The 26,851-nt window shown below is 43.4% G+C and carries 21 protein-coding genes and 1 tRNA gene; 4 read left to right on the top strand and 18 right to left on the bottom strand.

What is annotated here, in order from left to right:
* Positions 1 to 6: 6 nt before the first annotated feature.
* From BQ5453_RS04745 to BQ5453_RS04735, 3 genes are all read right to left on the bottom strand, one after another.
* Complete coding sequence (locus BQ5453_RS04745) at positions 7 to 1,665, bottom strand: DUF3945 domain-containing protein (RefSeq protein ID WP_071122344.1); 1,659 nt, start codon at positions 1,663 to 1,665, stop codon at positions 7 to 9.
* A 31-nt stretch (positions 1,666 to 1,696) separates the two neighbouring features.
* Positions 1,697 to 1,975, bottom strand: a complete 279-nt coding sequence (locus BQ5453_RS04740) for a helix-turn-helix domain-containing protein (protein WP_081978971.1) — start codon at positions 1,973 to 1,975, stop codon at positions 1,697 to 1,699.
* Positions 1,976 to 2,052: 77 nt separating this feature from the next.
* The gene (locus BQ5453_RS04735; protein ID WP_071122343.1) at positions 2,053 to 2,352 is read right to left on the bottom strand and encodes a helix-turn-helix domain-containing protein; all 300 of its coding nucleotides are present in this window, start codon (positions 2,350 to 2,352) and stop codon (positions 2,053 to 2,055) included.
* Positions 2,353 to 2,593: 241 nt separating this feature from the next.
* Here BQ5453_RS04735 and BQ5453_RS04730 point away from each other — a divergent pair, with 241 nt between their 5' ends.
* On the top strand, positions 2,594 to 2,881 hold the full coding sequence (locus BQ5453_RS04730; RefSeq protein ID WP_071122342.1) for a helix-turn-helix domain-containing protein: 288 nt from the start codon (positions 2,594 to 2,596) through the stop codon (positions 2,879 to 2,881).
* 93 nt (positions 2,882 to 2,974) lie between these two features.
* Entirely contained in the window at positions 2,975 to 3,310 is a 336-nt protein-coding gene (locus BQ5453_RS04725) for a helix-turn-helix domain-containing protein (RefSeq protein ID WP_071122341.1), read from the top strand.
* Positions 3,311 to 3,413: 103 nt separating this feature from the next.
* Here BQ5453_RS04725 and BQ5453_RS04720 read toward each other — a convergent pair whose 3' ends face one another.
* Both BQ5453_RS04720 and BQ5453_RS04715 read right to left on the bottom strand, forming a co-directional pair.
* Entirely contained in the window at positions 3,414 to 3,797 is a 384-nt protein-coding gene (locus BQ5453_RS04720; protein WP_235860030.1) for a virulence RhuM family protein, read from the bottom strand.
* A gap of 8 nt (positions 3,798 to 3,805) precedes the next feature.
* A complete protein-coding gene (locus BQ5453_RS04715; RefSeq protein WP_071122339.1) occupies positions 3,806 to 5,077 on the bottom strand; it encodes a site-specific integrase in 1,272 nt (423 codons plus the stop codon).
* A gap of 558 nt (positions 5,078 to 5,635) precedes the next feature.
* On the opposite strand from BQ5453_RS04715, the gene BQ5453_RS04710 reads away from it, so the two are divergent.
* Both BQ5453_RS04710 and BQ5453_RS04705 read left to right on the top strand, forming a co-directional pair.
* Positions 5,636 to 7,378 (top strand): DUF262 domain-containing protein, encoded by a 1,743-nt coding sequence (locus tag BQ5453_RS04710; RefSeq protein WP_071122338.1) that lies wholly within the window; start codon positions 5,636 to 5,638, stop codon positions 7,376 to 7,378.
* On the top strand, positions 7,375 to 9,645 hold the full coding sequence (locus BQ5453_RS04705) for a DUF262 domain-containing protein (protein WP_071122337.1): 2,271 nt from the start codon (positions 7,375 to 7,377) through the stop codon (positions 9,643 to 9,645). The genes BQ5453_RS04710 and BQ5453_RS04705 overlap by 4 nt, the downstream gene beginning before the upstream one ends.
* Positions 9,646 to 9,730: 85 nt before the next feature.
* Here the strand turns inward: BQ5453_RS04705 and BQ5453_RS04700 are convergent, their stop codons facing one another.
* The 13 genes from BQ5453_RS04700 to BQ5453_RS04645 all read right to left on the bottom strand — a co-directional run bounded on the left by BQ5453_RS04700 (position 9,731) and on the right by BQ5453_RS04645 (position 26,374).
* Positions 9,731 to 10,117, bottom strand: coding sequence for a hypothetical protein (locus tag BQ5453_RS04700; RefSeq protein WP_071122336.1), 387 nt, complete (start codon positions 10,115 to 10,117; stop codon positions 9,731 to 9,733).
* 556 nt (positions 10,118 to 10,673) lie between these two features.
* Positions 10,674 to 11,429 carry an ATP-binding protein gene (locus BQ5453_RS14525; RefSeq protein WP_235860029.1) on the bottom strand — a complete coding sequence of 252 codons (756 nt, stop codon included), beginning with the start codon at positions 11,427 to 11,429 and terminating at the stop codon, positions 10,674 to 10,676.
* Between the two features lie 65 nt (positions 11,430 to 11,494).
* A complete protein-coding gene (locus BQ5453_RS14520) occupies positions 11,495 to 12,160 on the bottom strand; it encodes an AlbA family DNA-binding domain-containing protein (protein WP_235860028.1) in 666 nt (221 codons plus the stop codon).
* Complete coding sequence (locus tag BQ5453_RS04690; protein ID WP_071122335.1) at positions 12,141 to 12,713, bottom strand: Cap15 family cyclic dinucleotide receptor domain-containing protein; 573 nt, start codon at positions 12,711 to 12,713, stop codon at positions 12,141 to 12,143. Before BQ5453_RS04690 ends, BQ5453_RS14520 begins: the two co-directional genes overlap by 20 nt.
* Position 12,714: 1 nt before the next feature.
* Positions 12,715 to 13,620 carry a nucleotidyltransferase domain-containing protein gene (locus tag BQ5453_RS04685; protein ID WP_071122334.1) on the bottom strand — a complete coding sequence of 302 codons (906 nt, stop codon included), beginning with the start codon at positions 13,618 to 13,620 and terminating at the stop codon, positions 12,715 to 12,717.
* An 11-nt stretch (positions 13,621 to 13,631) separates the two neighbouring features.
* The gene (locus tag BQ5453_RS04680) at positions 13,632 to 15,788 is read right to left on the bottom strand and encodes an LlaJI family restriction endonuclease (protein ID WP_071122333.1); all 2,157 of its coding nucleotides are present in this window, start codon (positions 15,786 to 15,788) and stop codon (positions 13,632 to 13,634) included.
* A complete protein-coding gene (locus tag BQ5453_RS04675; protein WP_071122332.1) occupies positions 15,788 to 17,812 on the bottom strand; it encodes an AAA family ATPase in 2,025 nt (674 codons plus the stop codon). Before BQ5453_RS04675 ends, BQ5453_RS04680 begins: the two co-directional genes overlap by 1 nt.
* Before the next feature lie 2 nt (positions 17,813 to 17,814).
* Positions 17,815 to 18,876 (bottom strand): protein NO VEIN domain-containing protein, encoded by a 1,062-nt coding sequence (locus BQ5453_RS04670; protein WP_071122331.1) that lies wholly within the window; start codon positions 18,874 to 18,876, stop codon positions 17,815 to 17,817.
* A 2-nt stretch (positions 18,877 to 18,878) separates the two neighbouring features.
* Positions 18,879 to 19,958, bottom strand: a complete 1,080-nt coding sequence (locus BQ5453_RS04665) for a DNA cytosine methyltransferase (RefSeq protein ID WP_071122330.1) — start codon at positions 19,956 to 19,958, stop codon at positions 18,879 to 18,881.
* A complete protein-coding gene (locus BQ5453_RS04660; RefSeq protein ID WP_071122329.1) occupies positions 19,955 to 21,082 on the bottom strand; it encodes a DNA cytosine methyltransferase in 1,128 nt (375 codons plus the stop codon). The genes BQ5453_RS04665 and BQ5453_RS04660 overlap by 4 nt, the downstream gene beginning before the upstream one ends.
* Positions 21,083 to 21,246: 164 nt before the next feature.
* The gene (locus tag BQ5453_RS04655) at positions 21,247 to 21,480 is read right to left on the bottom strand and encodes a helix-turn-helix transcriptional regulator (RefSeq protein ID WP_071122328.1); all 234 of its coding nucleotides are present in this window, start codon (positions 21,478 to 21,480) and stop codon (positions 21,247 to 21,249) included.
* Positions 21,481 to 21,828: 348 nt separating this feature from the next.
* Positions 21,829 to 21,913 (bottom strand) — tRNA-Leu (locus tag BQ5453_RS04650).
* Between the two features lie 342 nt (positions 21,914 to 22,255).
* Entirely contained in the window at positions 22,256 to 26,374 is a 4,119-nt protein-coding gene (locus tag BQ5453_RS04645; RefSeq protein ID WP_071122327.1) for a glycosyl hydrolase family 95 catalytic domain-containing protein, read from the bottom strand.
* Positions 26,375 to 26,851 lie beyond the last annotated feature (477 nt).

Raw genomic sequence — 26,851 nt, 5'->3', positions numbered from 1 at the left:
CGGCAACTACATCTTCACGCTTCTTGCCTTTCTCTTTGGCTTCTGTTCCTCGGCGTTCTGTTCCTTCTGCTGCTTTTCGTTCTTTGGCGCAGACTGTCCCGGACTCAGCGGCTCCTTGGTGTGCTTGGTCGCCTCATGGGTCTTGCCCTGCTCGTTGACGGCGACTTGTACCTTGTTCTCATTGGTCGGAATCTGTTCCTTTGCCTGCTTTAGGTCGGGGTTGTTGCGGTAGGAACGTGGCTGCATCTTGTTGAAGTCGAACTTCACATAAGCGGTATAGGTACCGCTGCCGTTCTTGTTGGGCACTTCCTTGATCTCGATGGTCTTGCCTGCCACATAGTCGTCCTTCTGCTGCTCGGTCAGTTCCTTCTTGAAATAGGTGTTGAGTCGGCGGATGGTCCCGTCCTCATTGAGCCAGTGGTTGGGATCTTGCTGCTTCTTCTGACCGCCCGCATCACCTTCTGCCTTCTGCTCCTGCTTGTCAGCGGTCTGCTTCTTGTCTCCATTCTGTTTCTGACCTTGCGCCTGTCTTGTGCTGCCAGGCACGAACTCCACGCCACGCTGTTCCACATTCACCTGCAGCAGCGGTGTGAACTTGCGCCCGTTGGCAAGTTCAATCTCCTTGCGAAGCGGAATACCTGAGTAGAGCACTCTCTTGTCGTCCTTGGTAATAGGTGTCTTGCCGATGGTATCGGGTATGCGCACCTTGTTGGTAGGGATGTCAACAATCTCATTGGTGAGACGGTCGATACTGATGAAATGAGGACGCAGCTCACCTGTATTCTTGTCGGGGAAATCCACAACCTTTCCGAGGTTGCCGTTCTGCAACAGATTCTTCTTGTCCTCTGGAGTGAAGGTATAGCCTTTGTAAGCTACATCGAGTTTAGGCTCGTTGCGCACGAAATGCGGCACGAGTTGCAACTGGTCGTTATCGTCCTTGCGGAATGACAGACGGGCCTGTATCTCTATCTGTTCACCGCCGAAGGTCGGCTTCACAATCACAAGCCCCGTCTTGCCGTAGTTGAGCAGGGCTTTCATATCCTTCTCATTCATACTGTTGAAGTCTATGCCATATTTGGCACCAAGTTCCTGCAGGTTCACATCGTTACCACTAATGAGGTTCTGCTTTACACCCGGAGCGGTCTGTGCCTGCTGTTCGGTTGCGGTCTGTTCTGGTTTCTGTTCCATGTCGTTCTCTTTTTCGTTGGTTTGTTCAGATGATACATTCTCCTTTTCTGTGTTAGCCTGCGTTTTGGACGCATCGTCCGATGATGCGGTTTCTTTCGCCTGACCTTCCGATTGCTTTGCCTCTTTCTCATAATTGGAGGTGTCAACCTTGTGGGCGGAAAGAATCTCCTTGTTAGCCTCCGGATCTTTCAGCAACTCCTTCATCACGCCAAGCAGGTTTTCCACCTGGTCTGCCGCTATGCGGTAGAATCCGAATCGGCTTGGCTCCTTGCACTGGCGGAAGAAGTTTCTAAAGAAACTGTCCATCAAGTCACTGTTGCGGTCAAAACGCAGGAAGTCGGACGTGTTCTCCGCCTTGGCTGGTGCTCGCTTCGGTGTGCCGTCTCTGCTGAGTCCGGCGACGACGCTGATCTCGCCCGTCTTCTCGTCACGGACTACCAGCACGTCCTGTTCATCACTCTTTTTCTTTTGTACCATAATTGTAAATTTTTAATGGTGAATACTGTTGTTATTTGAATTTCTGATGAATGCGAGTCAAGTAATGCTCCACATTCTCTTTCTTGAATTCTTTGACATTATTCTCTACAAACTGCATCACATCCTCTTCCGTGTAGTATGTTTTCTGCCCCAAACGCTTGTAGGGAAGCACTCCCAGACTGCGATAGCGTTGAAGGGAACGAGGGGAGATTTGAAATAAGAGGCAGAGGTCTTGGTTGTCGAGCAATTTTTCATTGATGGCAGAACTTCCTTTTTGCTCCGTCTCTCGTTCGTGTCTCAACATCAGCATGTCGTAGATGCCGTCTATCTTTTTGTGTAGGTCATGGAGATATAACTCCAGTTTTCTCAATGTTCCATCTTCCATGCTCATGTTTCCTTTGTTATTGTTCGTTCCTCAACCATTCTTTCTATGGCTTCAACTTGGTATCGGCATTGATTGCCAATTTTAATAAAATCAATGCGGTTCTCCGAGCGCATTCGCTGCAAGGTGCGCTTGCTCACACCAAGCATCTTAGCTGCATCGTCATTGGTCAACATCGGCTTCAATCCCTTACCAGTCAAGTTCTCTTGAAATGCCATTTTTGCCAATCGCGCGTACTGGACTATTTCTGTCAACTGTTCTGTCAGCTTTTTGAAGGCTGCACTTTCCATTGTTATTACTTCCATTCTAATTCCGTTTGAAATGTTCTATAATTCGTTGTTTTGATTTCTCGGCGGCAAAATTAACCATTTGCGAAATACCCGTTTAACAACTCATTAATGACCCACGTATAATTTTCTTGATTTTTCTTGCCAAGCGGTCGGCAAACCCCAGAAAAGCACTGCCACAGTTATTCATTTTCATTGTTTTTCAACATGCACACATTAACTTTGCACCCGAATTTGTTGAACCAATAAAACAGAGAATATGGAAGTAGTAACAATGGAAAAGAAGGCATTCGACTTGATGATGGCAAGATACGATGCCTTGGTAAAGAAAGTTGAGTTGCTGAAGCATAAGGCTAACGGCAAGCGTCTGAACAAATGGCTTACAGGTCATGAGGTCTGCCAGCAACTTCGCATCAGCCAGCGCACCTTACAAAAACTTCGTGACCGCCGTTTCTTGGGTCATACCCAGATAGGTCGCCAATTCTATTACTGCCCCGAAGAGGTCAAAGCCATTGTTCCGCTTATTGCCAGAATCAAATCGGTATAGCGTAAAGCCAAACTCGCCCAAGGCAAAGCCGAAAACTTCACCCTGGGCGAGCCAACACATTTTATATTCACCACTTAATCCAAATTGTAAACAATGAACATGAACCAACTTCTTACGCATGAGAGCAAGTCGATAGACACCGCCATGCAATCCTTGAAGAAAGCCACCAACTGGCTATCTTCATTCATCGAGTCCTACAGCCCACCTTTGGACGGGGAGCGATACCTCACCGACAAGGAACTCTCCGAGCTCCTGAAGCTTAGTCGCCGTACCTTGCAGGAATATCGCAAACAAGGCATCTTGCCCTACATTATATTATGTGGCAAAACCCTCTATCCGGAATCCGAGATACAAGCACTCCTCACTGGTAATTACCGCAAGCCGATAATCGACGGCACTGTTTCACAAGGGGAGGATACTGCTTCATAATAGCGAAACAAAAATAGCGTACAGGGTACAACGACAAAAATCGTTCCCCCTGTACGCTATTATATTATAAAGGTGTAGGAATCTTATTAAAAGATGAGAGATTCTAACTTGCACCTCTTGGTGTCGTTCCGTTCATCACAATAATCATCGGATGCTCGTGTTTTACTTGCTCTGCTTGGCAATCCTTGCGGTTCACAACCTTACTGATAAACCATTGTCTGAACAACAAGGCTTGGTATGTGTCCATTTGAAGTGCTATGGCGATAATCACTTCCATATCATAGACATGCGCAGAATATCCATTTTCAAGTTTGATGTATTGAGAATGCTGGAAATCTTTCAGCACACTTTGTTTCCAAATGCGCTTGATGGTATTCTTCACTGCTGTCCCTGTTACATTCAACAGTTCGGCAATCTCCCAAACTGTCATCCACACCTCACCATGATGTGGGGCGTAGATGACCATATCTTCTTGTATTGTTATCACTTGTCGTTTCATACTCTGCCATTTATAGTGTTAGTATTATCGTTGCAAACATTTCCAAACGTGAATTCCTCAATGTTATTAATTTGCTGAGACAACTTTTCCACGTCTTTGCTCAATTTTTCTTTGGTAATCTTGGCATACACCTGGGTTGTCTTTATGTTCTTGTGACCAAGCATTGAACTCACGGTTTCTATTGGAACTCCGTTGGAGAGGCAAACCGAGGTTGCGAACGAATGACGGGCCACGTGCCAGGACAGCGGCTTGGTGATACCACATTTTTTGCCCAGTCTTTTGAGCGAATCCATACAACTTTGGTAGTTGGGTACTGGAAACACCCTGCCGTCTTCACACAATCCACGGTATTTTTCCATAATTTGCTTGGGATAGTCAAGCAACTTGATGTTGGCTTCCGTTCCTGTCTTCTGTCGATGGATAACGATCCATTCACCTTCATCGAAAAATTCCTTGATGTTCTCTTCCTTCAAGTTGTACAGATCAATGAAAGCGAGACCTGTAAAACAACAGAACAGGAACAAGTCACGCACCATGCTCATCTTCTTTCTTGTGATAGGTGTCTCCATCAACAGATGAATCTCTTCTTTGCTCAGAAACTCTCTTGTGGTCTCTTCTTCCTTGTACTCATATCGTCTGAATGGGTCTTTTACGAGCCATTCATTATCTATGGCACGGAATACCATTGCACGGAGATTGCGGACAAACACCATCGCAGAGTTTATCTTCAAGTGCTTGTCGGTTCTGAGAAAAGTCTCGTAGTCTGTGATAAAAGGCAGCGATAACTCTTTTAGAGCAATATCCTTCACATGGTAATGCGTCTGCAAGAACTCGCCCACATAGGCACACCCGATTCTATACTTCGTGTATGTACTCAAAGCCTTCATGCCAGCCTTATATTGCTTTTCCATTTCATCACGGCTTTGAGAATAGACTTTCATCAGTGTATGGCAACGATACTCCAAGCCAAGAAAGGCGTTCTTCACCTTGTCGGCAGTGACGAAGTTGTCCCTGTCCATAATCTCCTGATAATGCTTACTGATACTCACACGCATCTTGTCCAATTTGCGGTTCACTTCCAAGGCCTGCATACTCTTACCTATCATGCGTCCGCCCTTGGTGTCCCACAAATCTGGATTGGCAGTTGTCTTGCAACTGAACTGCGCCTGTGTTCCGTCCACTGTGATACGTCCCATAACTGGAACTGTACCATCTTTCTTTACTACCTGTCTTTTGAGGTAGAAGATAATTGAAAATGTACTCTTCATAACGTCATTCTTTTTTGCGTTCAAAATTAATACATGAAGAGTCTTTTCTTGCTACGCATTTCACGGCAGAACACGGCAAAATTGGTTCGTAACCAAAAAACTTACGTTACTCATCAGTAACTCACTATAAATCAGAGTATTCAAAATCAATTCGTAACCTTCCTTATTCTTCCGAACCTCAACATTCCCCATTTGGGGTATAGGTTACGGATAGGTAACGTTCCTCTGTCTCAACTTGTCGTATTCCCGTCTTCGTCTGTCCTCGCCACTTTTAACACAAATGAGGAAAGTAACTGATAACCAGTAAACTTTCCTCATTCTTCTCTCAAACACTTTTTATATGTACTTTCAAGATCCGAAACTTTGAGCACTTAAATTTTTTACTTGTTTTTTTATAATTCTGAGCACAAAGTACTATTATATATGCGTTGGCGAAATTAGTAAACAAGTTGACAAGTTTACAGGTAAGTTTGCATAGCCTTTTCAGACATTCCGCCATTCTGCTTATTATGTTAAAGTGCCTGCCTGAATACAATAACTACAAATAAATAACATGACATGGAAAACTACGTAATATTAGAAGCCAAGCCTATCAAAGACATACGCGGCACATTCCACATTCCTGCCTATCAGCGCGGATACAGATGGGAACGGACGCAAGTTAAAACGCTCCTCAACGACCTCTATCAGTGCATGGAGGCAAACGGACAGGAAAAAGATTATTGTTTGCAGCCCGTTGTGGTGCAGAAAAAAGGCGAGTTGCAGTACGACCTGATTGATGGGCAGCAACGACTCACTACCATTTACATTCTGCTGCGTTATGTCGAGCAGAACTTCTTCAAATTCGTTAAACCCGAATTTAGTTTTGAGTATGAAACAAGGAAGAAGACGCAAGCCTTTCTTGATAATATGGACCCGCAGCTGGCCCAAACTAATATAGATTTTTTCCACATCTATCAGGCATATACTACCATTAAGGACTGGCTGGAGGAGACTTTTCCTGATGACACGTACAGCCAGAGTTCTGCTCTGTACAAACTCTGTAACTACGTCAACGAAAGTGTAAAGGTGATATGGTACGAAGTGGGTGCTGAGGCCGACCCCATAGCGCTCTTTACGCGATTGAATATAGGCAAAATACAGCTGACCAATGCCGAACTGATACGTGCGCTCTTCCTTTCGGATACGCCCAATGGCATGGAGAACCGCAGAAAGTACGAAATTGCTATTCAATGGGACGACATCGAGAAACAATTACGTGATGACGATGGTGCCTTTTGGGCTTTTATCACGCGTAAGCGTGCAGAGGATTATCCTACCAGAATAGACATCTTGTTCGACCTCATGTGTCACAAGCAAGATGCAGAGAAGGACCCCCTCTTCACATTCTTCAAAATGGAGAAGCGCTTGAAACATTCAGACAGGGACAGCGTGTGGCAAGAGGTAATCAACGGGTTCTTGCAGCTGAAAGAGTGGTACAAGGACAATGTGTACTACCACAAGATTGGCTATCTGATAGCTTCGGGCAGTAATACAATGGCCGATTTGTTTGACGAGGCACGTGGCAAACGCAAGAGCGAGTTTAAGGATCGGTTAGACGAGTTGATTGCAGAATCCATTACATGGCGCACAAACGACAAAGACAGTTATTGGGATTTAGACTACCACAAGGATTATAACCGGATATGCCGCATACTCCTGCTATTTAATGTACAATCTATTATATCGTATTGCGTGCGACAGCGTTTCCCCTTTAATGAATATAATAACGAGGAATGGAGCATAGAGCACATTCATGCACAGAACTCTGAGGGACTGAAAACTGTAGATCTTCAGCTGGAGTGGCTGGAGTGGCATTTGCCATCATTGAAAGCTATTCATCGTGACGAGCCCGACAACGAGCTTGTTAGAGACGTGGAAAAAGTCATTGATGGTATAAGACAAAGTGGCCGCTTTATACGATCTGACTTCGATGACATCTTCCGCCGCGTGGTAAACGATCTGTCTGATACTACCGATACGGATTATATCAATACACTCCCCAACCTGGCCCTGCTCTCTTGTGGCCATAACACCTGTTTGAGCAACTCCACATTCGATGTAAAGCGCAATTTGATTATCAAAATGGACAAAAGGGGCGAGTTCATACCTTACTGCACCAAGATGACTTTCTTGAAATATTATGAAAACTCGTCTGATGTACAAGTGCATTTTTGGGGGCAGAAGGACAGAGAGGCTTATTTGCAAGCCATACAGCACGTGATAGCACCCTATTATGATCTTATAAAATTTAACGCATGATGAACACTATAGATTCTAAGAAATATACATTTATCGACCTGTTTCGTGGCACAGAGGGTGGGGGCGAGGCTTTGAATGGTATAGAAATTCCACTCATTCAACGCGATTATGCCCAGGGACGTGATATGTCTAAGGTAAATTACATTCGCACACGTTTTGTTGGCGCGCTGAAAAAGGCACTCATAAATAATGAACCTATCACGCTCGATTTCGTTTATGGCGAAATTGACAATAACCGCACGCTCATTCCGCTCGACGGACAGCAGCGGTTGACAACCCTCTTCCTGCTACACTGGTACATTGCCCGTCGTGAGGGTGTGAGCGAGGACAAGCTGGCCTTCCTTACCAAATTCTCTTACGCCACACGCTACAGTGCACGCGAATTTTGCAAGCGCCTGGTGTCGCCCGACTACCAGCCCGATTTCAACCGCGACAGACTTTCAGACGAAATCACAGACCAAAGCTGGATGCCGCTTGACTGGGAAAACGATCCCACCATCAGCGCCATGCTGAGAATGATTGACTACATACATGTTATGTTCAATAACTCTTGTAACAATCTTTGGTCCTGTCTTGAGAATGGGTGCATCTCCTTCTATTTCCTTCCTATCAAGCAACTCGGTGCCACCGACGATCTTTACATCAAAATGAACTCAAGAGGCAAACCCCTTACCGAGTTTGAGAATGTTAAGGCTGAGTGGGAAGCAAGTATCAGGGCCATCAGTCCAAGCATTATGCCGCAGCAAGATGCTGAGCAGTTACAACACCGGATAGAGCAGAAGATGGACCTTGACTGGACAGATTTGCTGTGGCCCTACCGTAATGGGCAAACCGGCTCTTCGGCCGACGATGTGGTGGACGACAAATTCATACGCTACTTACGTTTCCTTACAGACATCATTTATTATAAAGACGAAGAGTTGAAAAAGAACTCTTCAGATATACTGTCTATTGTCGAGGACCTATTCAGGGACTCTGAAAAGGCTCCCGAACATTTAGAGTTCATTGAGCGGGGTTTCGACTGCTGGTTGCATGTCGACATAGAGCATCTGTTCAATACCTACCTCACCACCACCCCGACGGCATCAGACCCGCAAAAATGTGTAGTGGCAGCCCCCGTCAACGTGTTTGCCCAGGCTTGTTACACGTATGGCGACATGAATGGCCGCACCCGTCTGTTCCCTATTGGGCGCAGTGTCATGCTTTATGCCTTCCTTTATTATTTGCAACACAAGGAGACGATAAGCGACACACAGTTTGCACGCCGCATTCGCATCATCACCAATTTGATAAAGCAGTCGGAATACGAATTGCGCGAAGACAATATGCCCAACCTGCTCTGCCAGACGGAATATATCCTCACCCATGGCGATGTTGAAGAAGGTTATCTGAGCTTCAATGCCAACCAGCTTGCCGAGGAGCACGAAAAGGCTGCATGGCTGCAAACGCACGCCGACAAGGCCGACACGTTATGCCGATTGGAGAACCACCCATTGCTGCAAGGCGCCATTCGCGTGATAGGGCTCGACCACATCGATTTCACTGATCGCTTTTACTCGTTGTTTGCCTGCGACCATTCGCTTGTCAACCGCGCCCTCCTCAGCATAGGCGATTACGCTTTGCTCGTTAATAACCGTTTTCAGATAGGCTCGGGCTCGGCCGATTTCGACTCGTCGTGGAGAGCCATCTTTAGCACCAGCCAGCAAGGCATCGCGCCTAAGAGGGACATTCTCCTGGCATTGCTCTCTCAGAGCCAGCATTTCACCAACGATATGCTACAGTCTGTCATTGACCGCTATTTACGCGAGACGCGTGAGTACGATTGGCGTCACTATCTTGTAAAGTACGACGCCATGCGTCCCGAGCGCTACGGCATGTACTTCTGGGAGGAGGATTCACAACACGAGAAACGGGGCTACTCCATACTTATGATGTGGACCGAAAAGAGCATTAGCGGCCGCAACTACAACATCTTCTTAAAGGCTCTCAACGACCGGCTCCTGTGCGATTTCCCCGATCTTGGTATCAGTCTTGGCGAGTATGCTTATTCAGGTGATGGCAGCGTGTTGAAGTTGACTTTTGCTGATAAATATCTTTACTTCACAGACGACAAACTATATATTTGTCATCAAACTCCGGACGAGCAAGGCCACACATCTGAAACCATCGACATGGAGAAGCCTATTCCTCAAACCGAACAGGGCATCGACCTGGAGGACAGAGTGGAACTGGCTTACGAGGTTGTAAAGTCGTTGATGAATAAATAGTCTCTGCTTCTATTATACGAAAAGGCCGAGTCTGAACATTGTGATGTTCAAACTCGGCCTTGATGTTTCTCAGACGGGTGTCGTGTTAGAAGTAGAACGTCAAAGAGATATTGGCGCCAATATTCTTTGTGCCGAACTCAAATGCGCTCGACGAGGGCTCTTTCACATCAACATACTCCTCAACCTGCTGTGTGTGTACATTGTAACCCTCATACTTTGTGCTGTGGTCACCTTTGTAGGCGTAAAGAGCAGAAAGATTCATTTCAGCTCCGAGAGAGATAGAACGTGACACAAAATACTCTATGCCGATAGCTCCCCACACACCAAAGTTATGATACATGGTTTTGTCGGCATTATCCGAAGTTTTGCGGGCATACGGAATGGCTGAAGATACGTACTGAGAAGTACCCTGGAAGCCTGTTGTAGGAACTTGGTTGAGTTCGGTAATTTGGTTACCGTATTTATAGGTCATACTTTCCGTTTCAAAGGCCCAAACCAGTATATTTCACAAATCACCAAGGAATCGGGCTAATTTTGTTTCAAAACTTTGTATTTATCGCATTTCTTATAACGGACACATGTATTGGGGCAAAACTAAAGAATATTTAGAATGTCTTTGCAACACATAGTGTTCAAGTGCCGTATTCAAATACTGCGACACGTTGTCGCAGTATTTGAACACGGCATAATTGCTCCTTCCTATTGAAAGTGTATTATCCTTGTTATTTGTTGTAATTTTGTCAGTCTATATTCTCTTTCTGGAGAAGGCCTCTTTCAATCTTTACTTTTTGCCTTTTCAAGCACCGCCCACACACCAGCGTTGTCTTTTCCTTTGTGCCTTACAGCCTGCTTTTTACATCATTGTAAATATTCTTCCTTAGTTTTGTACGAATAATCAAATTGATACTTGCTCAAACAAAGGTAATAGATAGAATTCTGAACCGAAATCCAGATCTTTTTTGCCAATGCTTACCAAAGGATACTCAACAACATTTGAGTCGTAGTATAATGTTTGCTCCTACAACCCATTATTTTGAAATAACAATCCAATGCCCTGTTTTAAGACTGCCGACACGCTCCAAATAACCAGTCTTTTTAAGAAATGCTATTTCACGCTTGGCAGTGGCATCTGACAATCCTGTTTTCTCGCAAAGCCTTTCTCTGCTTAGTTTCTTTTCTTCTGAGAACATCCGCAAAATCATTTTCTGTCTCTCGGTCAAGTTTATTGGGTCATTTATTGGGCCATTCGATGAACTATATGAAACATCGTTTTGAATATGTAATGTCAATTTTACTTGCATAAGTTCTGGCTGTTCCAATAACTCTGGCTTTATCCAATGCTTTTCATTCCGTGCGTTTAGAATGAGTGGAAAACCCGAGCCAAGGTTCTCGCCATAGCCTATCATGCGGAACATATTCTGCATACGCTGATTACGTGCCTTTGACTCGCTACCTTTGTAAATCTGCTCAATAGGCAGTTTCAGAAGTCCTGGATTGGTCAGAACAAAACAATCGTCATACTTTTCAACTTTCAGCACTCCATTCACCATAAAATCGGAATGAATAACCATATTTGTAACGGCTTCACGCACAGCTTTGGCTTGAAGCGTATCGTCTTTGCGCACTACACCGTCCATACTGAAAGGGTGAGGCAAATCACGTGTCAGTTTCGGAATGACCATGCGAATAAAGTTGAACAGGTTGTTTTCCCAAGTCCCATCGTATGTCAATCGGTCGCTATAGCGTTGGTCGCCTATCAAATTGGATTTATCAATGTAGTCCATTCGCAGATTGTCGAAACGCTCACGGACGGACAATCCTTTGCCAAACATTAAAAGTCCAGCCCTAGTCAGTCCTTCTTTTCCTGTCCTGTCCTTCGGTCTCGTGTATAACCTCCAAAGTTCGTTAGAAACTCCTTATGTTCTGCCGAGTTCCATTGATGCTCTGGATGCAAGTTCTGAAACATCTGACGGAAGCGTTCCAATGTTGGAATATCGATGTCGTCCATTGTGTAGTATTCCAGCAACAATCCGTCATTGCCAGCTTCATTGGCATCACGGAGCATCATCTTCAACTCTTGCTCCGTACAATGATAGTCGCCTTCATGGTTGCGTTTGAAAGTTCCTCTTGACAGATTGTTGTTGATATAGACAGGACGGACTGTATAATCGGCACGAGGCACGTTGATGGCAATAATCTTCTTGCCGTCAATATCTATCGTCTGAATGTCATCGTCGTACAGAAGATTGATATTCACTTTCTCACGACTATTTACAGTATTCCACAAGTCCTTGCGGATTTTGTCTGCATCCTCAACACCAACGATTTCAAACCGCTTGGTATTGTCTTGCTCGTCCATATGCTCTACCACACCCAACAGAATGGTTCCGCCGTATGTGTTGGCAAAAGCGGAATAAGTGTCCCAAAGTGAATTTGGCACACCTTTCGTGGCTTTCTTACATTCGAGCGTTACGCGCTCACCTTCAGATAAAAGTTTATGTATATCTTGCACCATGTTTATTTATCTTTGTTAATTCTATTGTACCTGTAGTTTTTCTGTCCGTCCAATAATTACCTTCCATAAAATTTCCTTTTTCATTGAAATTCAAAACGGCAGCTCCATAATGGATTGAACTATGATGGCGTTCGGTAGCTTTGGGATTATTTTGATATGTATATATAATTTGTCGTATCCCTTTGTCCTCGTCAATATTGAATGAAAAACTATTACTAATACTATGACTTTCATCTGTATACATCTTGAGATATGGATGAAACAGACTATGTTTTATTTCAACACGCAGTTTTATAGTCATATCGTCCTCGTATGTACTTTTTAATTCACCTTGCCAAATACCACCAAGATATGGAAAAGGAAGAAGTTTAATAAATGGACTTTTCTTCCATAACCATTTTGAATAAACAAAGAAAACAAAGACGAAGATAGAAACCGTCTTGGAAATATCACCAAATAATGAGCTATGAAACAGCTTGCTTATGATTAAATAAGAGGCTATTATAATAATTACAGAAGCCCATATGAATCCTTTTGTATTTATTCTTATCATTTTAATACTCTAAAAAAATCCACAACTTTGTCATAAATTCATGAACATCGGATCTGTCCCATTTATGTTTAATCATAAGGTACAGAAATTCTGAGTTTTCTAAGAACTGATACCAATCATAACAATCTTCTCTTGTCTTATTCCAAAAGTAACGGATTACATCCTGTAAGATTGAATTCCAATCATATATGCTTGTTGCTAAAGCATTGTTTGGATAATTGTACATAAGGCATTCTATCAGAAATGATGTGATATTAATATTTTTATAAAAACCAGAATCCGCCATCTTAATATTGATATTTTTTAAAATACGCACCAATCTTTTATATCGTTTTTGGGTATTTGTATTCTTATTAATGCCATTATTTTTGTGTTGTTTGGGATAATTAATCACTTCTTCCCCATCATCAGACCAGAGTTTAACTCCTCTATAAAAATTATATGGGTCGTTATTTTCTCCTATATACGTTCTATGTTCCCATGTCGGAACAACATCTATTTCTGTCCGATAGGTGTTTTCTTGAATGTGAATACATTTGTTTTTTCTTATAACATTGTTCCTTCCGAAATAAGCAACAAGCATCCTTTCAATATCATTTTTGAATTCAGAGTAAGAATATTGAACATTACCACTGAAACCATAATCATCTTTAGTCTTACCCTTTGGAAGTTCGTAATAATAGGCTGCAGTATAGCAAACGTTAATGTCAACGTCGCTGTTATTACGAACATTTGTATTATTTGCGTAAGACCCTTGACCAAAAATTTCATATTTGTCAGATAGTATAATGTCGCTATTGCCAAGAGCACGTTTTACGGCTTCTATAGCTCGTTCAAGTTTTGTCTCTTCAGTTTCACTTGCGGGTTGCGCAAACAAGCATAGTTGTTCATGTGTATACTTTGCCATAATTGCTAATCTTAATTTTTAATATCGTTTTTGTTTGAATATTGTGCATCATATCTCGTATTAGGAGTATATGCCTTCTTCGAAGAATGTATCTCAGATGAATCCATTTCATAGGATGTATCAATATCAACCACGACATACATTTCCGTTGTGCTGACATTCTTGTATATTCCAACAGGCAAGTCGTCCACGGACTTTATGAGTTGAACGCTCTTCACACGGAAAAGGTGCTGACCGATATCCTTACGAGTATGGAACAATACATATCCAATGGATTGTAAGTTCTCGGCAATTTCTATGCCGTCTCTTGTGTATTTGATACCAACTGCAAGTTTTCCTGTTGGTAGGAACTTTAGTTTCTTTCCTTCGTAGTTTTCCATCATTACCATCAATACACCATTCTTTGTTGTGGCAGTGATAGGTGAATAGCCCTCAGATATTGGTTTTTGAAGGACTTGATTGGGCTGCTCACCAAGTTTGCAATCTGCTACAAAGAAATATTTCTTCAATACACTTAGCAGTTGTTCATTCTCCGCCTTGTTTGCATCTGTTGTTGTGTCTAATGCTAAAGAATAGACTTTTTCGTCCGTAAATGGAGTATAGACCTTGCCAAGCAACTCTTTGAAATGTGTCTTGATGTATTCTTCTCCATTTACATCGGGATGTGCCTTCATTGCATAGAAGTCGTAATCCTTTTGTAGCCATTCTTGTATTTCTGTGCGAAAACGCTCACGAATGTTATGCTTCCATTGCGTCTTTTGATCCGTGTTATTTCTTGCATAGAGCGACAGGACAAAAAGAAAGTTTACATCATAATGGAACAGAAGCAAGGTGTCGCGGTCAAACAAGCGGTTGTTGAATTGTATTTGTTTGTGACGGTTCTTCTTGCGATCTGTTTTTTCGATACCATCATTCGTATAGTCAAAACTTTCGTCCATTTTTGCTGACACGAAGAAGTTCGGAATGATATTATATCCTTCCGTCACATCATCACGAATACGAATGCCCGACTCCGTTGTATTACCATTATTGAAAATGTCAAGATTCCATTGAATGACATTTCTTGCGTAGGTGTATTGCTTGTAGATGGATTCAGAGCCGAGTTCATGCCCCATCTTGTAATACTTGCTGTCACCTATATAATAGGTCTGCTTGTTCTCGCTTTCAATCAAACTTTTGGCTGTAAATAAGTGGTCAACGATTTTTCCATCCTCTTGCTTTTTCTCCATACCATCTGGCAATGGATTATCACCAATCAGTTCGTCTATGATAGCCTCGAACACAATATAGAAATTCTTGACCAACAGGTATTCTTTCTGCTCTGTCGTGATGAACACTTGCCTTGCTTCATCAAAGAAGGCATAGCACAATTGCCACAGTTGTAGTGCTTTGTCAGAGAAATATTTGTACTTAATTTGGCGCAAACGAGTTTTGCCGAAACCATTCAAGTACGTCTCAAACTTCTTTCCCGTTATCAACTGAAACTGGCAACAGATTTCTTTTGGAAAGCCATAAGTCTCACCTATATAATTCAAAATTGAGAAGAAGATAACGAGCAGTTCTTCATCAAAGTTGATTTGTCGTTTTTTGTTAACAGGATTCAAGTATATAGGTCGTCCATCTTGCACAATGGCTGCTTGCGTTCCGATGGTTCGAGTCCAATTGATTTTATTCAAGCCACTATGTAAGTTCTTCACAATGAAAAAGAAGAAACTTTGGTTGTTACGATTGAATTGTAACAACGACAGAAGAATATCAAGATAAGTATTGCTCAATCTGCGCTGCCCATTACCAACTTGGGCTATTTGCGAATGATATACAATATCGGTATCGTTGCGTTTGTCGTTCTTGTAAACCACAATGGCACGATAAATCCAAACTGCAAACTTGTAGAGAAAATTTCTCTCAACAGCGTCAAGAGGATTGTTCTCATCCAAGTTAGCTATGCTTTCTGGCTTATATTTTCCAAATACAAGTTCTTGCCCCACCACATCTTTGAGCAATACCTTGGGAAGGATAAAGACACAATCCTTCAGTAGAGTATTATAGAAATACCCCACATAGTGAACGGACACCTTACCCTCAACATTCTCCAAAGCATCAATGCCATAGAGAATGTTCTTTATATTGGCAACGTTGTATGGATATTCTTCTATCAGTATGCGCATTACTTTATGATTTTCTTAATAGTAATACCCCAATTTTTCTCATTTACTAATTTCATGAGAATATCTGCTTTACCATTGCTGCCGTATCCATTACGAGCAACATAAATAGGTATTCCATAACAATCTACAGCATCAGAACGCTTACTGTTATCTGTACGTGAATCAAATTGTTCCTTAGTCTCTATGAAATGAGGCACAATACTGCCTAATGAAGTCCATTTTTCATAAACCTCTTGGGCTGTAATGTCTGGATTTAACTTAATATATTCTTTTATACATTCTATAGCCAATTTATTTTTGGCACATTCTGCGCCATCATTTACAGTAAACTTGTCATAGTTTCTGCTGTTTGATTCTGGTGTATTACCGTCCTCATCTTCTATTTCACTTTCCTCTTTAGAGATTTCTATTGGTATGAGCCCAAGGTTTTTAAAGAATAAAGCAACCTTCTCTTCTACTACTTTTGAATTCTTCCCTTCTGAGGTATAGAATTTATCGAAAGATAACTTGCTACCATCCTCATCATTGAAAATAGCATCACCAAACTCATAGTCCTTAAACACATCGTTCCACAGATAAAAGATAACCTTACCGACAAATGTCTTTGCCGATATAACACCATCTTGTGCTTTGCAGAAGAAATAGCCGAGTTTCTTATCCTCAAAATTGGTTGTGGAACCAATTTTCTCGTTTATCTTTTCAAGGAACTGCCACCAATCATATTTGCTTCCATCAACTTCTATAATCCAGTCCTTTTCTGCATTAGATATAGGCATATAAGTCCAATCCCAGCGACGTTTGAAAGCAGAGTCTATTGGGAACAAACTCTGGTCGCTTGTGTTCATGGTAGCCCATATGTAAAGGTTGTTAGGCAATAGTAGAATATCGCCATTCAACACTTGTGATACAATATCCTTGCCTTCATACATGGCATTAATTTTGTCTTTTTGCGCAATAGCCAATCCTGCAAATGCTTTTTGAAGTTGTCGCTTCATATCAGCATCTGCTTTTATAGGATAATCAGAAAAACCATAATCATTACGGTCGAGAAGTTGGAACAGGTCGCCAAAGATTTGAGCACAGTTACCTCTGTTGATTTCTTCTATGACAAGGTACTGTTTATCGTCCTTGTCGAATTTTTTCCAAGCATTGACGTATGCTTGCAGAAATGATTGTGCCACAAACTCATAGACAATTTGCTCCTTATGTAATGTTGTCGCACCAATTTTCATTGGTTGTCCGAGTTCATCACAAATAGGTAGTAATGCCGTTGTTGGTTTGTATGCCCCAACAAAAGTTGAGTAGTCAGTGTCTGGATGGAAAGTTGTACGAATTACATCCGACTCCTTTGTTTCCTCCTTAATTGTATGCGACTTTCCTGTACCAGGTGCACCATAAAAGATTTGCTGCAAAGACAAAGAAGGTTTAGCCATCACTTCTTTTTCTTCCAATCCATCTTCCTTTCCATCATTATATGGTGTATTTACATTTGTAATCTCGATGTCAAAAATACCATCATTAGCCTTTTTGATATGTAATTCAGAATAACCACCTGCAAAGTAATTACGTATGGTAAATTTTCCTTTGCACTCGTTACCTTTGCTATCTGTATAAATTACATCCTTCAACAAGCCATTAAAGTAGAAACGAGTATCTATCTTCCCATTTTTTTGAGGCACATCCTTACGAGCATTCCACTCTTGGGTAATTGTCTCTACTGATTTTCCGTCTTCAACAAACAAAGCATCAAGTAAAGCCAGTTGATTGACGACAAACTCCTTGGTATATGGAATCACACAATGTACAGATGATTGGTCAAATTTTCTTGGCAAGATAGAGGCAATAAACAATATCGCTTTTGCAAGATTCTCCTTGTGGTATCTTACAGTTATATGCTCGCCATTACTCTCAAAGAGTTGGTAATGCTCATTGTCTAAGAATAAGTCTGTATTCTTGGCATCGCCAGCTCCCAATGGTCGATAACTGGCATTAGTATCATTGATATGTTTTACAATTTCGTCCATAATTACAATATAATTTGCGGTTGAATGTTTACAAAACAGTCATTAGGTCTTACTCCAATCTTTATGGATTGAAGTATCGTCTGAACCTTTTCCATTTTGGAAGAAAGGTCAGCTATGTCAGCATTGACAGAAGAAACATAACTCATACAGTTCGTACATACCCGGAGCTTTTTCTGAGCATTGTCCATATCGAACACCCTGTAAACTGAATATTTCTTATCTTCCTTCAAGCCGTGAACAAAACCGATTTCCTCATCGCTATAATAGAGATACTGGTTGAAGTCAAACCGAGTCGATTTCACGTCAATAAAGTTTTCTGCTTCCAATCCTTCGTTTATTATGAAGTCGAACGGCATACCAGACTCCATATTGGCATTCATCCATCTGTAATTACTTATCGTATGAGCTAACTTTTGTCTTTCCAAATATTGTTCAATAATTTGCTCTCCACTGTAACCTATTTGCTTGAAAAGTTTGTTTGCCTTTTCAATATCTTGTTTCTTATACTTTTTAATTTGTTTACCTGTCTGCGAAGCAACTTCTATTTCTTCCTGTAACTTCACGGAAACTCCATTCACTTTCTTTTCCAAGAAGTCTATAGCAAGCGAAAAAGAAGCACTATTCTCATCATAGACCTTGTTCTGAGTTGGGAAAATGTTAGAAGCATGTTGGAAATCTTCCGAGTCACTTGATATTAGCCAAAAGACTAATTCCTCACTTTGCAAGCCAAACCACACTAGATACCACTCACAAGTTGGTTTCAAGGAAGCGAATTCACGAATCTGATTTACAATCGTATGTTCGTTTCTTGCCCCCGACTTAATATTGGGAGCTTCCATCTTGCCAGTACTACGGTTTATCTTTCCATAGTCACAATTCAGAATTTCACAATAGTCGTCATAAATCAATATGGCAGTTTTCTCCACATGATTATCTGGCAAGAAATCCAAGACGTGCTGATAAAGTCCAATATGGGTTTGATGCCCAGACTCCTTCAAACCAAGGTCGTTAGGACTTAATTTCTTGAAACCAATTTTCTTTTCTGAGTGAACTTCAAAAAACATAGCTATTCGTGAATTATATGATTTGTTATAAGGTAATGCAAAACAGCATAAATCGTATTTACACTGACTGCATTACCAGCTTGCTTGTATAGCGAGCCATCTGCAACCCCCGCATTTCGGCCGTTGATGGCAAAGTTTGCTGGGAAGCCTTGCAACATGAAAGCCTCTTCCGGTGTCAACTTACGGATAGGCAACTGTGCCAATTGTTCCTTGGTCATCGTTTTGACAGGATTGATAGCACCATGTGACTCTATGAAGTCTTGACTATAATAGTTGTCTTGACAAGCACGGTGCATCTTGTGCATCGTTGCGGTCAAAGGCCGAGCTATACTCATATTGATGTCTGACTTCGACTTAAAGTTGGCAGAACCATCAGCTAACAGGGTTGGTTTGATTTTCTCCGAAAGAAAATACTTTTTATCAACCTCCAAACTCAATATGTCGTTGACGCTTTGATAATGGTATGTGCCCAAATCTTGATATACTTGATCAAACAAGACTGCAATATTGTCGCAAGTAAATTGCACTTCAAAATCTGCAGGGACAGGTTCTGTCGTCGCAAAAATCAACAGTCTGTTACGAGTTTGTGGCAAATGGAACTGTGCAGTATTAAATATGTCAGTAAAGACTTGATACCCTAATGCCTCCAACTCTTGTTTGATACGTGCAAATGTTCTTCCCTTATCATGTGACCTAAGGTTTTTCACATTTTCAAGAAGCACATATCTTGGCATCTTTGCAGCAAGGATATCAATGATATGAAAAAACATTTGCCCACGATCCTCATTGAAACCAGCTTGCTTTCCCATCATGCTGAAAGTTTGGCAGGGAAAACCGCCAGTCACCAAATCAAATTGAGGCAAATTGTCCATGTTGTTTTTATTGCTAGTAAATTCCACTATATCCCCCATAGCCAACTCGCCATCAACCTCAGGGTGGTAATTGGCACAATAAGTTTTCACGGCCTTGGCATCTATCTCTGAGTAGCCAATGCAATGAAAATCCATGATGTGGTCTTGCGTAAGCAAATCCATTGCTCTTCTAAAACCACCTATGCCAGCAAATAATTCTAAATGTCTCATCTTATAAATTTCATGATGCCATCGCCTATGGCTTTGGCAAGTTTTACAGGAACGGCATTTCCTACTTGTGCATACCACATATTTTGAGAGCCCGTTATCACATAATCATCGGGGAACGTCTGAATGCGTGCAGCCTCACGAGGACTTAATCCTCTTGCATCCCAAGGGTGGATGTACATATTGCAATCAAACTTCATATGAGAAGTTATCGTCTTGCAGATTTGCGTCTCATCCAATTTGAAGTATTTATCCTTGAATATATCATTTCTCCTTTTATATGGCATGATGTCTGCAATAGACTCATGCAAGGAGTTTGCGCCTTGTGGTAATCTACGATAGATTTCTATGTCTCGCTCATTATTATAACGATTCTTATGATTGTAGAGCTTTGTAATCTCCTTGTCACCATTGATAAATTTATAGAAGTCATTCTTGATGTACGAGAAATCGCATTCTGTAAAGCCAGACTCTGCACATTCTACTCCCTTTGAACCTTTTTCTTTCTTCGCGACTAAATGAGGAAGCCCTTCAAGAGCATCTTTCAGCACGAAAGGCTTGCGTTTATGCTTGTATATTTCTTTGAATATCAACTTTGGCTCTACCCCAACTCTATTGCCTATCATTATGAAACGTTCTCTATTTTGTGGTACACCATAATCTTGTGCCTTCAAAAGTGCATAATCATATTGGTACTCGCCGCCAAGATATTCCTCAAAATTCTGTTTGATTTCTTCTATTTTGTTCATCATCCCTTTTACATTCTCCATAATAAAGAACTTAGGACGAGTATTTTTCAAGAATATCAAGTATTGTTTATATAAAGCATTACGAGGATCATCCAATATTCGTTGACGATTAGCCATAGAGAAACCTTGACAAGGAGGTCCACCACATACCAATGTTATATCTGATAGCATATCCTTGTATCCTTCAAGATGTAGGTTGAGTTCCGCAATATCTCCCACAAAATAGTGGTCATCACTCAAATCATGGTTGAATTTATAGGTATTGCAAAACTGTTCCACGATTTCATTAACGAACCATGGAGTAAATCCAGCCTGTTGCAACCCCAAACTCAGACCGCCGCATCCAGCAAATAAATCTACAAACTTATATTGTTTCATTGTTATTTTTCAGCCCAATCCTTTAAATTATCTCTCACCACCTATAAAAGTTGATTTAATCAGCAACTTCTTTTTGCGAGAAGTTTGCCGAGAGTGTTGAAATAACCTCATCAAGTTTATTTCTATGCTCAAAGAGTAAATCTTTCTTATTTTGTTCCATCTTATTATCTATTCGTATCATCCTTGGCTGCTATATTCTCTATTGGCCAAAACAAATCCTGTATATCTACATTCAAATATTTGGCTATCTCCACCAATGTTTCGACATTCGGTTGTATGGTGTTGGTACACCATTTTGAAACAGTGGCAGGATCTTTACCCAATTGTTCAGCGAGCCATTTGTTGGTTCGTTTCTTTTCAGCCAGGACGACCTTTAGTCTGTTTATATCTTTACTCATATTTGCGTATAATTGTTTGGATTTGCAAAAGTACGTACTTTCTGTTATAATAACGAATAAAGGTGTTGAATTATTATGTAAGATAGTGATTTTTGTGCCCAATAGATGATATATACATCAATTTATAGAATATGAGAGCTAATCTACCTGACTATAGCTTGTCATTTGGTGACTCATAAAATTGGCGATGTCAAGTGAAATGCAATGAAATCATGAGAAATACGGATGAAAACAACATGAACTTTGCCAACCACAACAAATTAGCGACGAATTATGTTGGCAAAATGTTGGCAATTTTATAAAAACAAAAATCCTAACTGCTTATATTCAAGCAGTTAGGATTTCTTATGGTGCGCCTGATAGGACTCGAACCTACACGTTGTGAAACACCAGATCCTAAGTCTGGCGCGTCTACCAATTTCGCCACAGGCGCGCTATTGTAGTGCAAAGATACAAACTGACAGGCAATGGACAAAGCATTTGCTACAGAAATGTAGAAAAGCTTGACTTGCACAGAGACTTAAATAGAGAATTGCACAGAGAATTAGACAGGGACGTGGACAGCGAATTGAATAGAGATTTGGACAGGGAATTGGACCGTGTCAGTGTAGCGTCAGACGTCAAGTGTAAACATAACGAAAGCGTTCCGAAAGTGTCGGGCTTGTGCCGGACGCATTCGGAACGCTTTTGATGTGTATTTAGTTGTGTGGCTTGTCAGCAGTCAATATGTGTGCGGTGCTTGATGGGCGCCACACTCATGCAGATGGCGCGTGACTTAGAACACAACCTTCTGACCATTGATAATGTAAACACCCTTTTCGGCTTTGTTTACACGACGGCCACTGAGGTCGTAGATGGTTTTGATGGTGCTGACAGGCACATTCACCACCTTGTTCACACCAGTGGGCAGACCGGCGCTGAGGTCGATGTCGAGAGTGGCGTTGGCAGAGATGTCGAAAGTAGCCACCTTGTTGTCATAACGTACTGACACCTGACGGTCAACGTCCTGGTTGTTGGTGATGCGCACTGCGGTGGCCTTGCCCTCGCTCCATTCCTCGTCAACTGTGTAGTTGCCTTGGGCCTTGAGGCCCTTCACACTACCATTCTTCCATGAAGAAGGCAGGGCGGGAAGGATTGTGATGACATCGTCGTAGCTCTGGAGCAACATTTCGGCCACACCGCTGGTGCAACCATAGTTGCCGTCGATCTGGAAGGGTGAGTGTGCGTCGAATAGGTTGTAGTAGCAACCACCCTGACCGCCCATGGCGATTGTGTAAGACGTTGAGTGACGGAGCGCGCGCTGCAAGTTGTAGTGAGCCTTGTCACCATCAAGACAACGAGCGTAGGTGTTTGTCTGCCAGCCCATTGACCAGCCGGTCACGTCGCCCTTACGGGCAATCATGCCGTTGTAAGCTGCCTGGAACTGCTTCACGCTGTCAGCGTCTGTGGCAAATGCGCTTACCTGGTTGAAGGGGTAGAGGCACATGAGGTGTGAGAGGTGACGGTGATCGGGATCTGAAAGGGGAAGGTTCTTCCACTCTGAGATGCAGGGCTTGGCCTCTGACCAATTTACACCGCCGGGATTGTAGTTCTCAATCCACACACCCTTGTCAAAGTTGTTGTAAAGGTCTTCGAGCTCAGCCATCTGAGCTGCAGTAACGGGTGATTCGCTACCGAGTTCGGCATAGCCTTCGAACAAGTCCTTCAAGCCCTGATAAGCTGTTTGCTGGGCAAAGGCTGTGATTTGGTTCCATTCACCGTGTTCGGGGCTCCATTCGCCTGTAATTACATACTGGCCATCGGTATTCTTTGTAGCGATGCTCTTGGTAAAGAGGGCATTCTGGTACATTACGGGAAGTGCCTTCTTAAGGAAGTCGCGGTCGAGCGTGTACTTGTAGTAGCGCCACAGGTGGTCGCAATACCAGGCACCGAGTGCCTTCATGTTGCTGTTTTCCCAGGTTGAAGTGCCACCGAAGATGTTGTTCTCAACAGCTATCGTCCAGCCCTTGGCACCACTCTTGACCTTCTGTGCCAAAGCTACCCAGGGAGAATTGGGAGCCGAAGCCAGGTCGATGATGTTGTAGAGGAAGGGCAGGTGCATCTCGCTGAGGTTGGTGGGGTCAGCGGGCCAGTAGTTCATCTGTACGTTGATGTCGGCGTGGATATCGCAGTGCCAGAAGTCGGTGTTCGAGCGGTCGTTCCAGATACCCTGCAAGTTGCTGGGGGCGTGGATTGAACCGTCGAGGTTGGCTGCTACCGTCATGTAACGGCCATACTGGAAGTAGAGGCTCTCGAGGTAGTAAGCATCGGCAGTGCTCTTGTTGGCAGCGGCGGCATTGTAATATGTGAGGAGTCCCTCAGTAGTCTTGTCTGTGCAAGCCTCGGCAATGTTGAGGTCGGCACGGTTCATGTAGCCGCTGAACTTGGCCACGTGGTCATTGAGCAAGGTAGTGTAGTCCTTTGCAGTAGCTGCAGTGAGGCGGCCCTGCACGGTGGCGGCAATGTCGTCGGCAGTGGCACCGCTCTTGCAGCCGGCCTTAGTGGCATCAAAGTCGGTGGCGGCAGCGAGGAACACGTTCACCCATTCTGCGCCAGACACGTGAATGCCCTCATTGTCGGTTGTGATGGTTGCGCCATCGCTGGCGAGTACCTTGTAGGCAGCATTGTACGACACGAGGGTCATCTTGCCGCTGAAGGTTGCACCACCATTGGCGTAAGTCACACTGCCGGCACCAATCTGGTTGTCGGGCATGAAAGTCACCTTCAGGTTGAGCTTGTCGGTACCCTTGGCCTCGTAGTGTGCCACGAGCACCTTGTCGGTGGCTGAAGTGAAGTAGCGGCGGCTGTAAGTGGTGGCATCGTCGCTGCTCTTGTAGTTTACACCACCCACACCATTGATGATGTCGAGGTAGCGCACATAGTCCTTCACAGGCTTGGTGTCGTCGGCAAATGAGAATGCCTTGCTCATGTCGGTCACCATTACAGAACCGAAGTTCTGGTACCAGCCGCGCGAGTTGTTCTCGCCACCGCCATTGCCTGTGCCGCCCTGCCAGAGGGTCTTTTCGTTGAACTGGAGTTCGTCCTTGAAGATGCCGCCGCGTATTGTGGCGCCAAGCTGGCCGTTGCCCAAGGGGAGGGCGTATTCCATCCAGGTGTCGCTCACACCGGTCTTGGCCACGGGCACATTGTACCACAGGGCATACTTGCTGATGTCGGTAGGACGTGTGCCGGGCTGTACAGTGTTGTACTCGGCATAGAGAATGTCGTCAGAGGGCTGTACTTCGGCGAATGTGAAGTTTGAACCTGCGTCACCGCCGTCACCGGCTGCAGTACTGTTCCAAAGACCGAGGTTGTCGCCGCGCTTGTTCCAGTAGTTGTGGGCAGAGCCAGCCAACTTAACCTGGCTTACACCGCTGCCGTCGAGCTTGATAGAACCGTCAAAGTAAGTGGTATAAGTGGCATCGTAGTTTGTGAGGGCCGGGCTCTGCAGGGTGGCGCGGGCATCACCCTCGCTGCCATTGCTGGCGAGCACCTTGCCTGCATTCTTGGCATTGATGAAGCGGTAAGTGCCGTCAGCCATCTTCACCACGTGCCAGCAATAATTGAGACCGGCTACTGAAGAGCCTTTCAACACTACATTGTTGTCCTCAGCGTTAAGATAGCCACCCGAGGCCACCTTGACAGTGTAGTACTTGTTGTAAGCGGCAAGCACATCGGTTGCATCTTCCAAACGGAATTTTGAGGCTTCGGCAGCTGTTTCCCAACGTACCACACCGTTCCAGTTAACCATGTGCAAGGCATTGCGGTTGGCTTCTCCGCCTTCAACATAGATGTTGCAATAACCGTTTTTGCCGGCATAAGCCACGGTGTAAACTTGTGCAGACGCCTTGTCGGCCACGAGGGGGACGCATACGTCATTCTTAGCAGGAATTGCACCTATATACATGCCCGACTCGGCATTCTTTATATAATAGGTGTTGTCCTTGTCGGCCTTTTCAAATACCCAGGCGTGGTTGGCCTGCCAACCGCTCTCATCAGAGCCGAGCACATTGCTGCCGTTCTTCACCTGTGCACTCATGTACATCTTGCTGTGCAGCAAGTTGCCGATGAAGAGTGTCTTGCCGTTGAGGTCGGTGCCAAGCACGCCTTCGGCAGAGTTCAAGCCATCGATTGTGGTCTGCAAATTGGCAATGGCGGTTTCGAGTTCTTCTTTAATGGTGGGAGCCGTAGTGGGCAAGCCATTTATAGTGCTTGAGACGTCATGATAGAAAAACTTTATTCCATTGGCAATCTTAAGTTGTTCTACACAGCCTGCATACTTAATTTGAAGCATCTCTGTCGTTTGCATCGGCGACTCAATGTCTGTAGCCTCGTCAAGTGTGGCCTCCACAATCGCCAGGCAGTTACCATCATCGGCAGTAGCCCAGCTGTTAACTACGCAGCCAGACGCTTCACCGCCACTTGCTTGCATATTGATGGTGTTTGAACCGAGCTTTAACGCCCAAGGATAGTTGGCATTGCCCGTAGCTGCAATTGACAGCTCTGTGTTGGGTGTGCTTTCGTAATTGCCGTTCGACGACACGAATTTTTTGGCACCCACGCTGTAAAGGAAGTGCTTGCCGCCTACGGTGTAGATGGCAAACTGCTGCGCGGCGGCTGTGGCGCTGGCAGTACCGGCGTCCTTGACGCCAGAACCTGCGCTACCAGCCAACTTGTCCGTATAGTTTGCACTATACAGCAGATAGCCACGCACACTCTTGATGTTGTAAACTTTGCTATTGCTCAAATTGCTGAGGTTGGTCACTACGTCACCGGCTTCGGCAAAGGCAGCCTGTGGCGGGACGCCCATCAGCAGGGCGAACAACGCAAACAAGAAAAGTGAAAATCTTTTCATAGAGTTTGTTGTGATTGGTAATTATTAGATTGATTTGTATATTGTTTTGCTGTGTGTTGCAATAATGCAAAATACATGCAGCAAAAGTACAACAAAATCAGTGGTTTTGCAAACTTTATATGCTGAAAAAGCACTTTTGGGCGGTTATGATAATTCTTCTGAGCATTCGGATTATTGTTTGCTTAAATAGGAACAGGTGCAATGCTTGCCTTGAAAAACAGATTTCATTGTTCGCGCAACCCACCCGAAAAGTTACATTGCAAATTACTTGCATCTTGCACTTCTTGCCTGCACTGCGCTGATTATCAGTCTATTACGTAGTGTAGGTAACCTCGTTTTTTGCCTATACGCTGTTTGCACTACCTGCACTTATTTGCACGCTGTTTACACTTATTTGCACGGTGTTTGCCCCTTATTATACACGTCAGTATCTGTTTGCATGATTGGTTATGCCACTTACACTTTTTGGCATAGGGG

It is taken from the genome of Prevotellamassilia timonensis (genome assembly GCF_900106785.1).
GTDB lineage: Bacteria > Bacteroidota > Bacteroidia > Bacteroidales > Bacteroidaceae > Alloprevotella > Alloprevotella timonensis.
The sequence above is the reverse complement of the archived record's forward strand: the minus strand, read 5'-3'. Positions and strand labels throughout refer to the sequence as shown.

Coding starts and splice junctions, on each gene's coding strand:
- BQ5453_RS04685 (WP_071122334.1), bottom strand. CDS start 13,620: ATGGCAAAGTATACACATGAACAACTATGCTTGTTTGCGCAACCCGCA.
- BQ5453_RS04700 (WP_071122336.1), bottom strand. CDS start 10,117: ATGACCTATAAATACGGTAACCAAATTACCGAACTCAACCAAGTTCCT.
- BQ5453_RS04710 (WP_071122338.1), top strand. CDS start 5,636: ATGGAAAACTACGTAATATTAGAAGCCAAGCCTATCAAAGACATACGC.
- BQ5453_RS04725 (WP_071122341.1), top strand. CDS start 2,975: ATGAACATGAACCAACTTCTTACGCATGAGAGCAAGTCGATAGACACC.
- BQ5453_RS14525 (WP_235860029.1), bottom strand. CDS start 11,429: ATGGACTACATTGATAAATCCAATTTGATAGGCGACCAACGCTATAGC.
- BQ5453_RS04735 (WP_071122343.1), bottom strand. CDS start 2,352: ATGGAAGTAATAACAATGGAAAGTGCAGCCTTCAAAAAGCTGACAGAA.
- BQ5453_RS14520 (WP_235860028.1), bottom strand. CDS start 12,160: ATGGTGCAAGATATACATAAACTTTTATCTGAAGGTGAGCGCGTAACG.
- BQ5453_RS04675 (WP_071122332.1), bottom strand. CDS start 17,812: ATGGACGAAATTGTAAAACATATCAATGATACTAATGCCAGTTATCGA.
- BQ5453_RS04680 (WP_071122333.1), bottom strand. CDS start 15,788: ATGCGCATACTGATAGAAGAATATCCATACAACGTTGCCAATATAAAG.
- BQ5453_RS04670 (WP_071122331.1), bottom strand. CDS start 18,876: ATGTTTTTTGAAGTTCACTCAGAAAAGAAAATTGGTTTCAAGAAATTA.
- BQ5453_RS04705 (WP_071122337.1), top strand. CDS start 7,375: ATGATGAACACTATAGATTCTAAGAAATATACATTTATCGACCTGTTT.
- BQ5453_RS04660 (WP_071122329.1), bottom strand. CDS start 21,082: ATGAAACAATATAAGTTTGTAGATTTATTTGCTGGATGCGGCGGTCTG.
- BQ5453_RS04665 (WP_071122330.1), bottom strand. CDS start 19,958: ATGAGACATTTAGAATTATTTGCTGGCATAGGTGGTTTTAGAAGAGCA.
- BQ5453_RS04655 (WP_071122328.1), bottom strand. CDS start 21,480: ATGAGTAAAGATATAAACAGACTAAAGGTCGTCCTGGCTGAAAAGAAA.
- BQ5453_RS04715 (WP_071122339.1), bottom strand. CDS start 5,077: ATGAAGAGTACATTTTCAATTATCTTCTACCTCAAAAGACAGGTAGTA.
- BQ5453_RS04645 (WP_071122327.1), bottom strand. CDS start 26,374: ATGAAAAGATTTTCACTTTTCTTGTTTGCGTTGTTCGCCCTGCTGATG.
- BQ5453_RS04745 (WP_071122344.1), bottom strand. CDS start 1,665: ATGGTACAAAAGAAAAAGAGTGATGAACAGGACGTGCTGGTAGTCCGT.
- BQ5453_RS04690 (WP_071122335.1), bottom strand. CDS start 12,713: ATGATAAGAATAAATACAAAAGGATTCATATGGGCTTCTGTAATTATT.
- BQ5453_RS04740 (WP_081978971.1), bottom strand. CDS start 1,975: ATGCTGATGTTGAGACACGAACGAGAGACGGAGCAAAAAGGAAGTTCT.
- BQ5453_RS04730 (WP_071122342.1), top strand. CDS start 2,594: ATGGAAGTAGTAACAATGGAAAAGAAGGCATTCGACTTGATGATGGCA.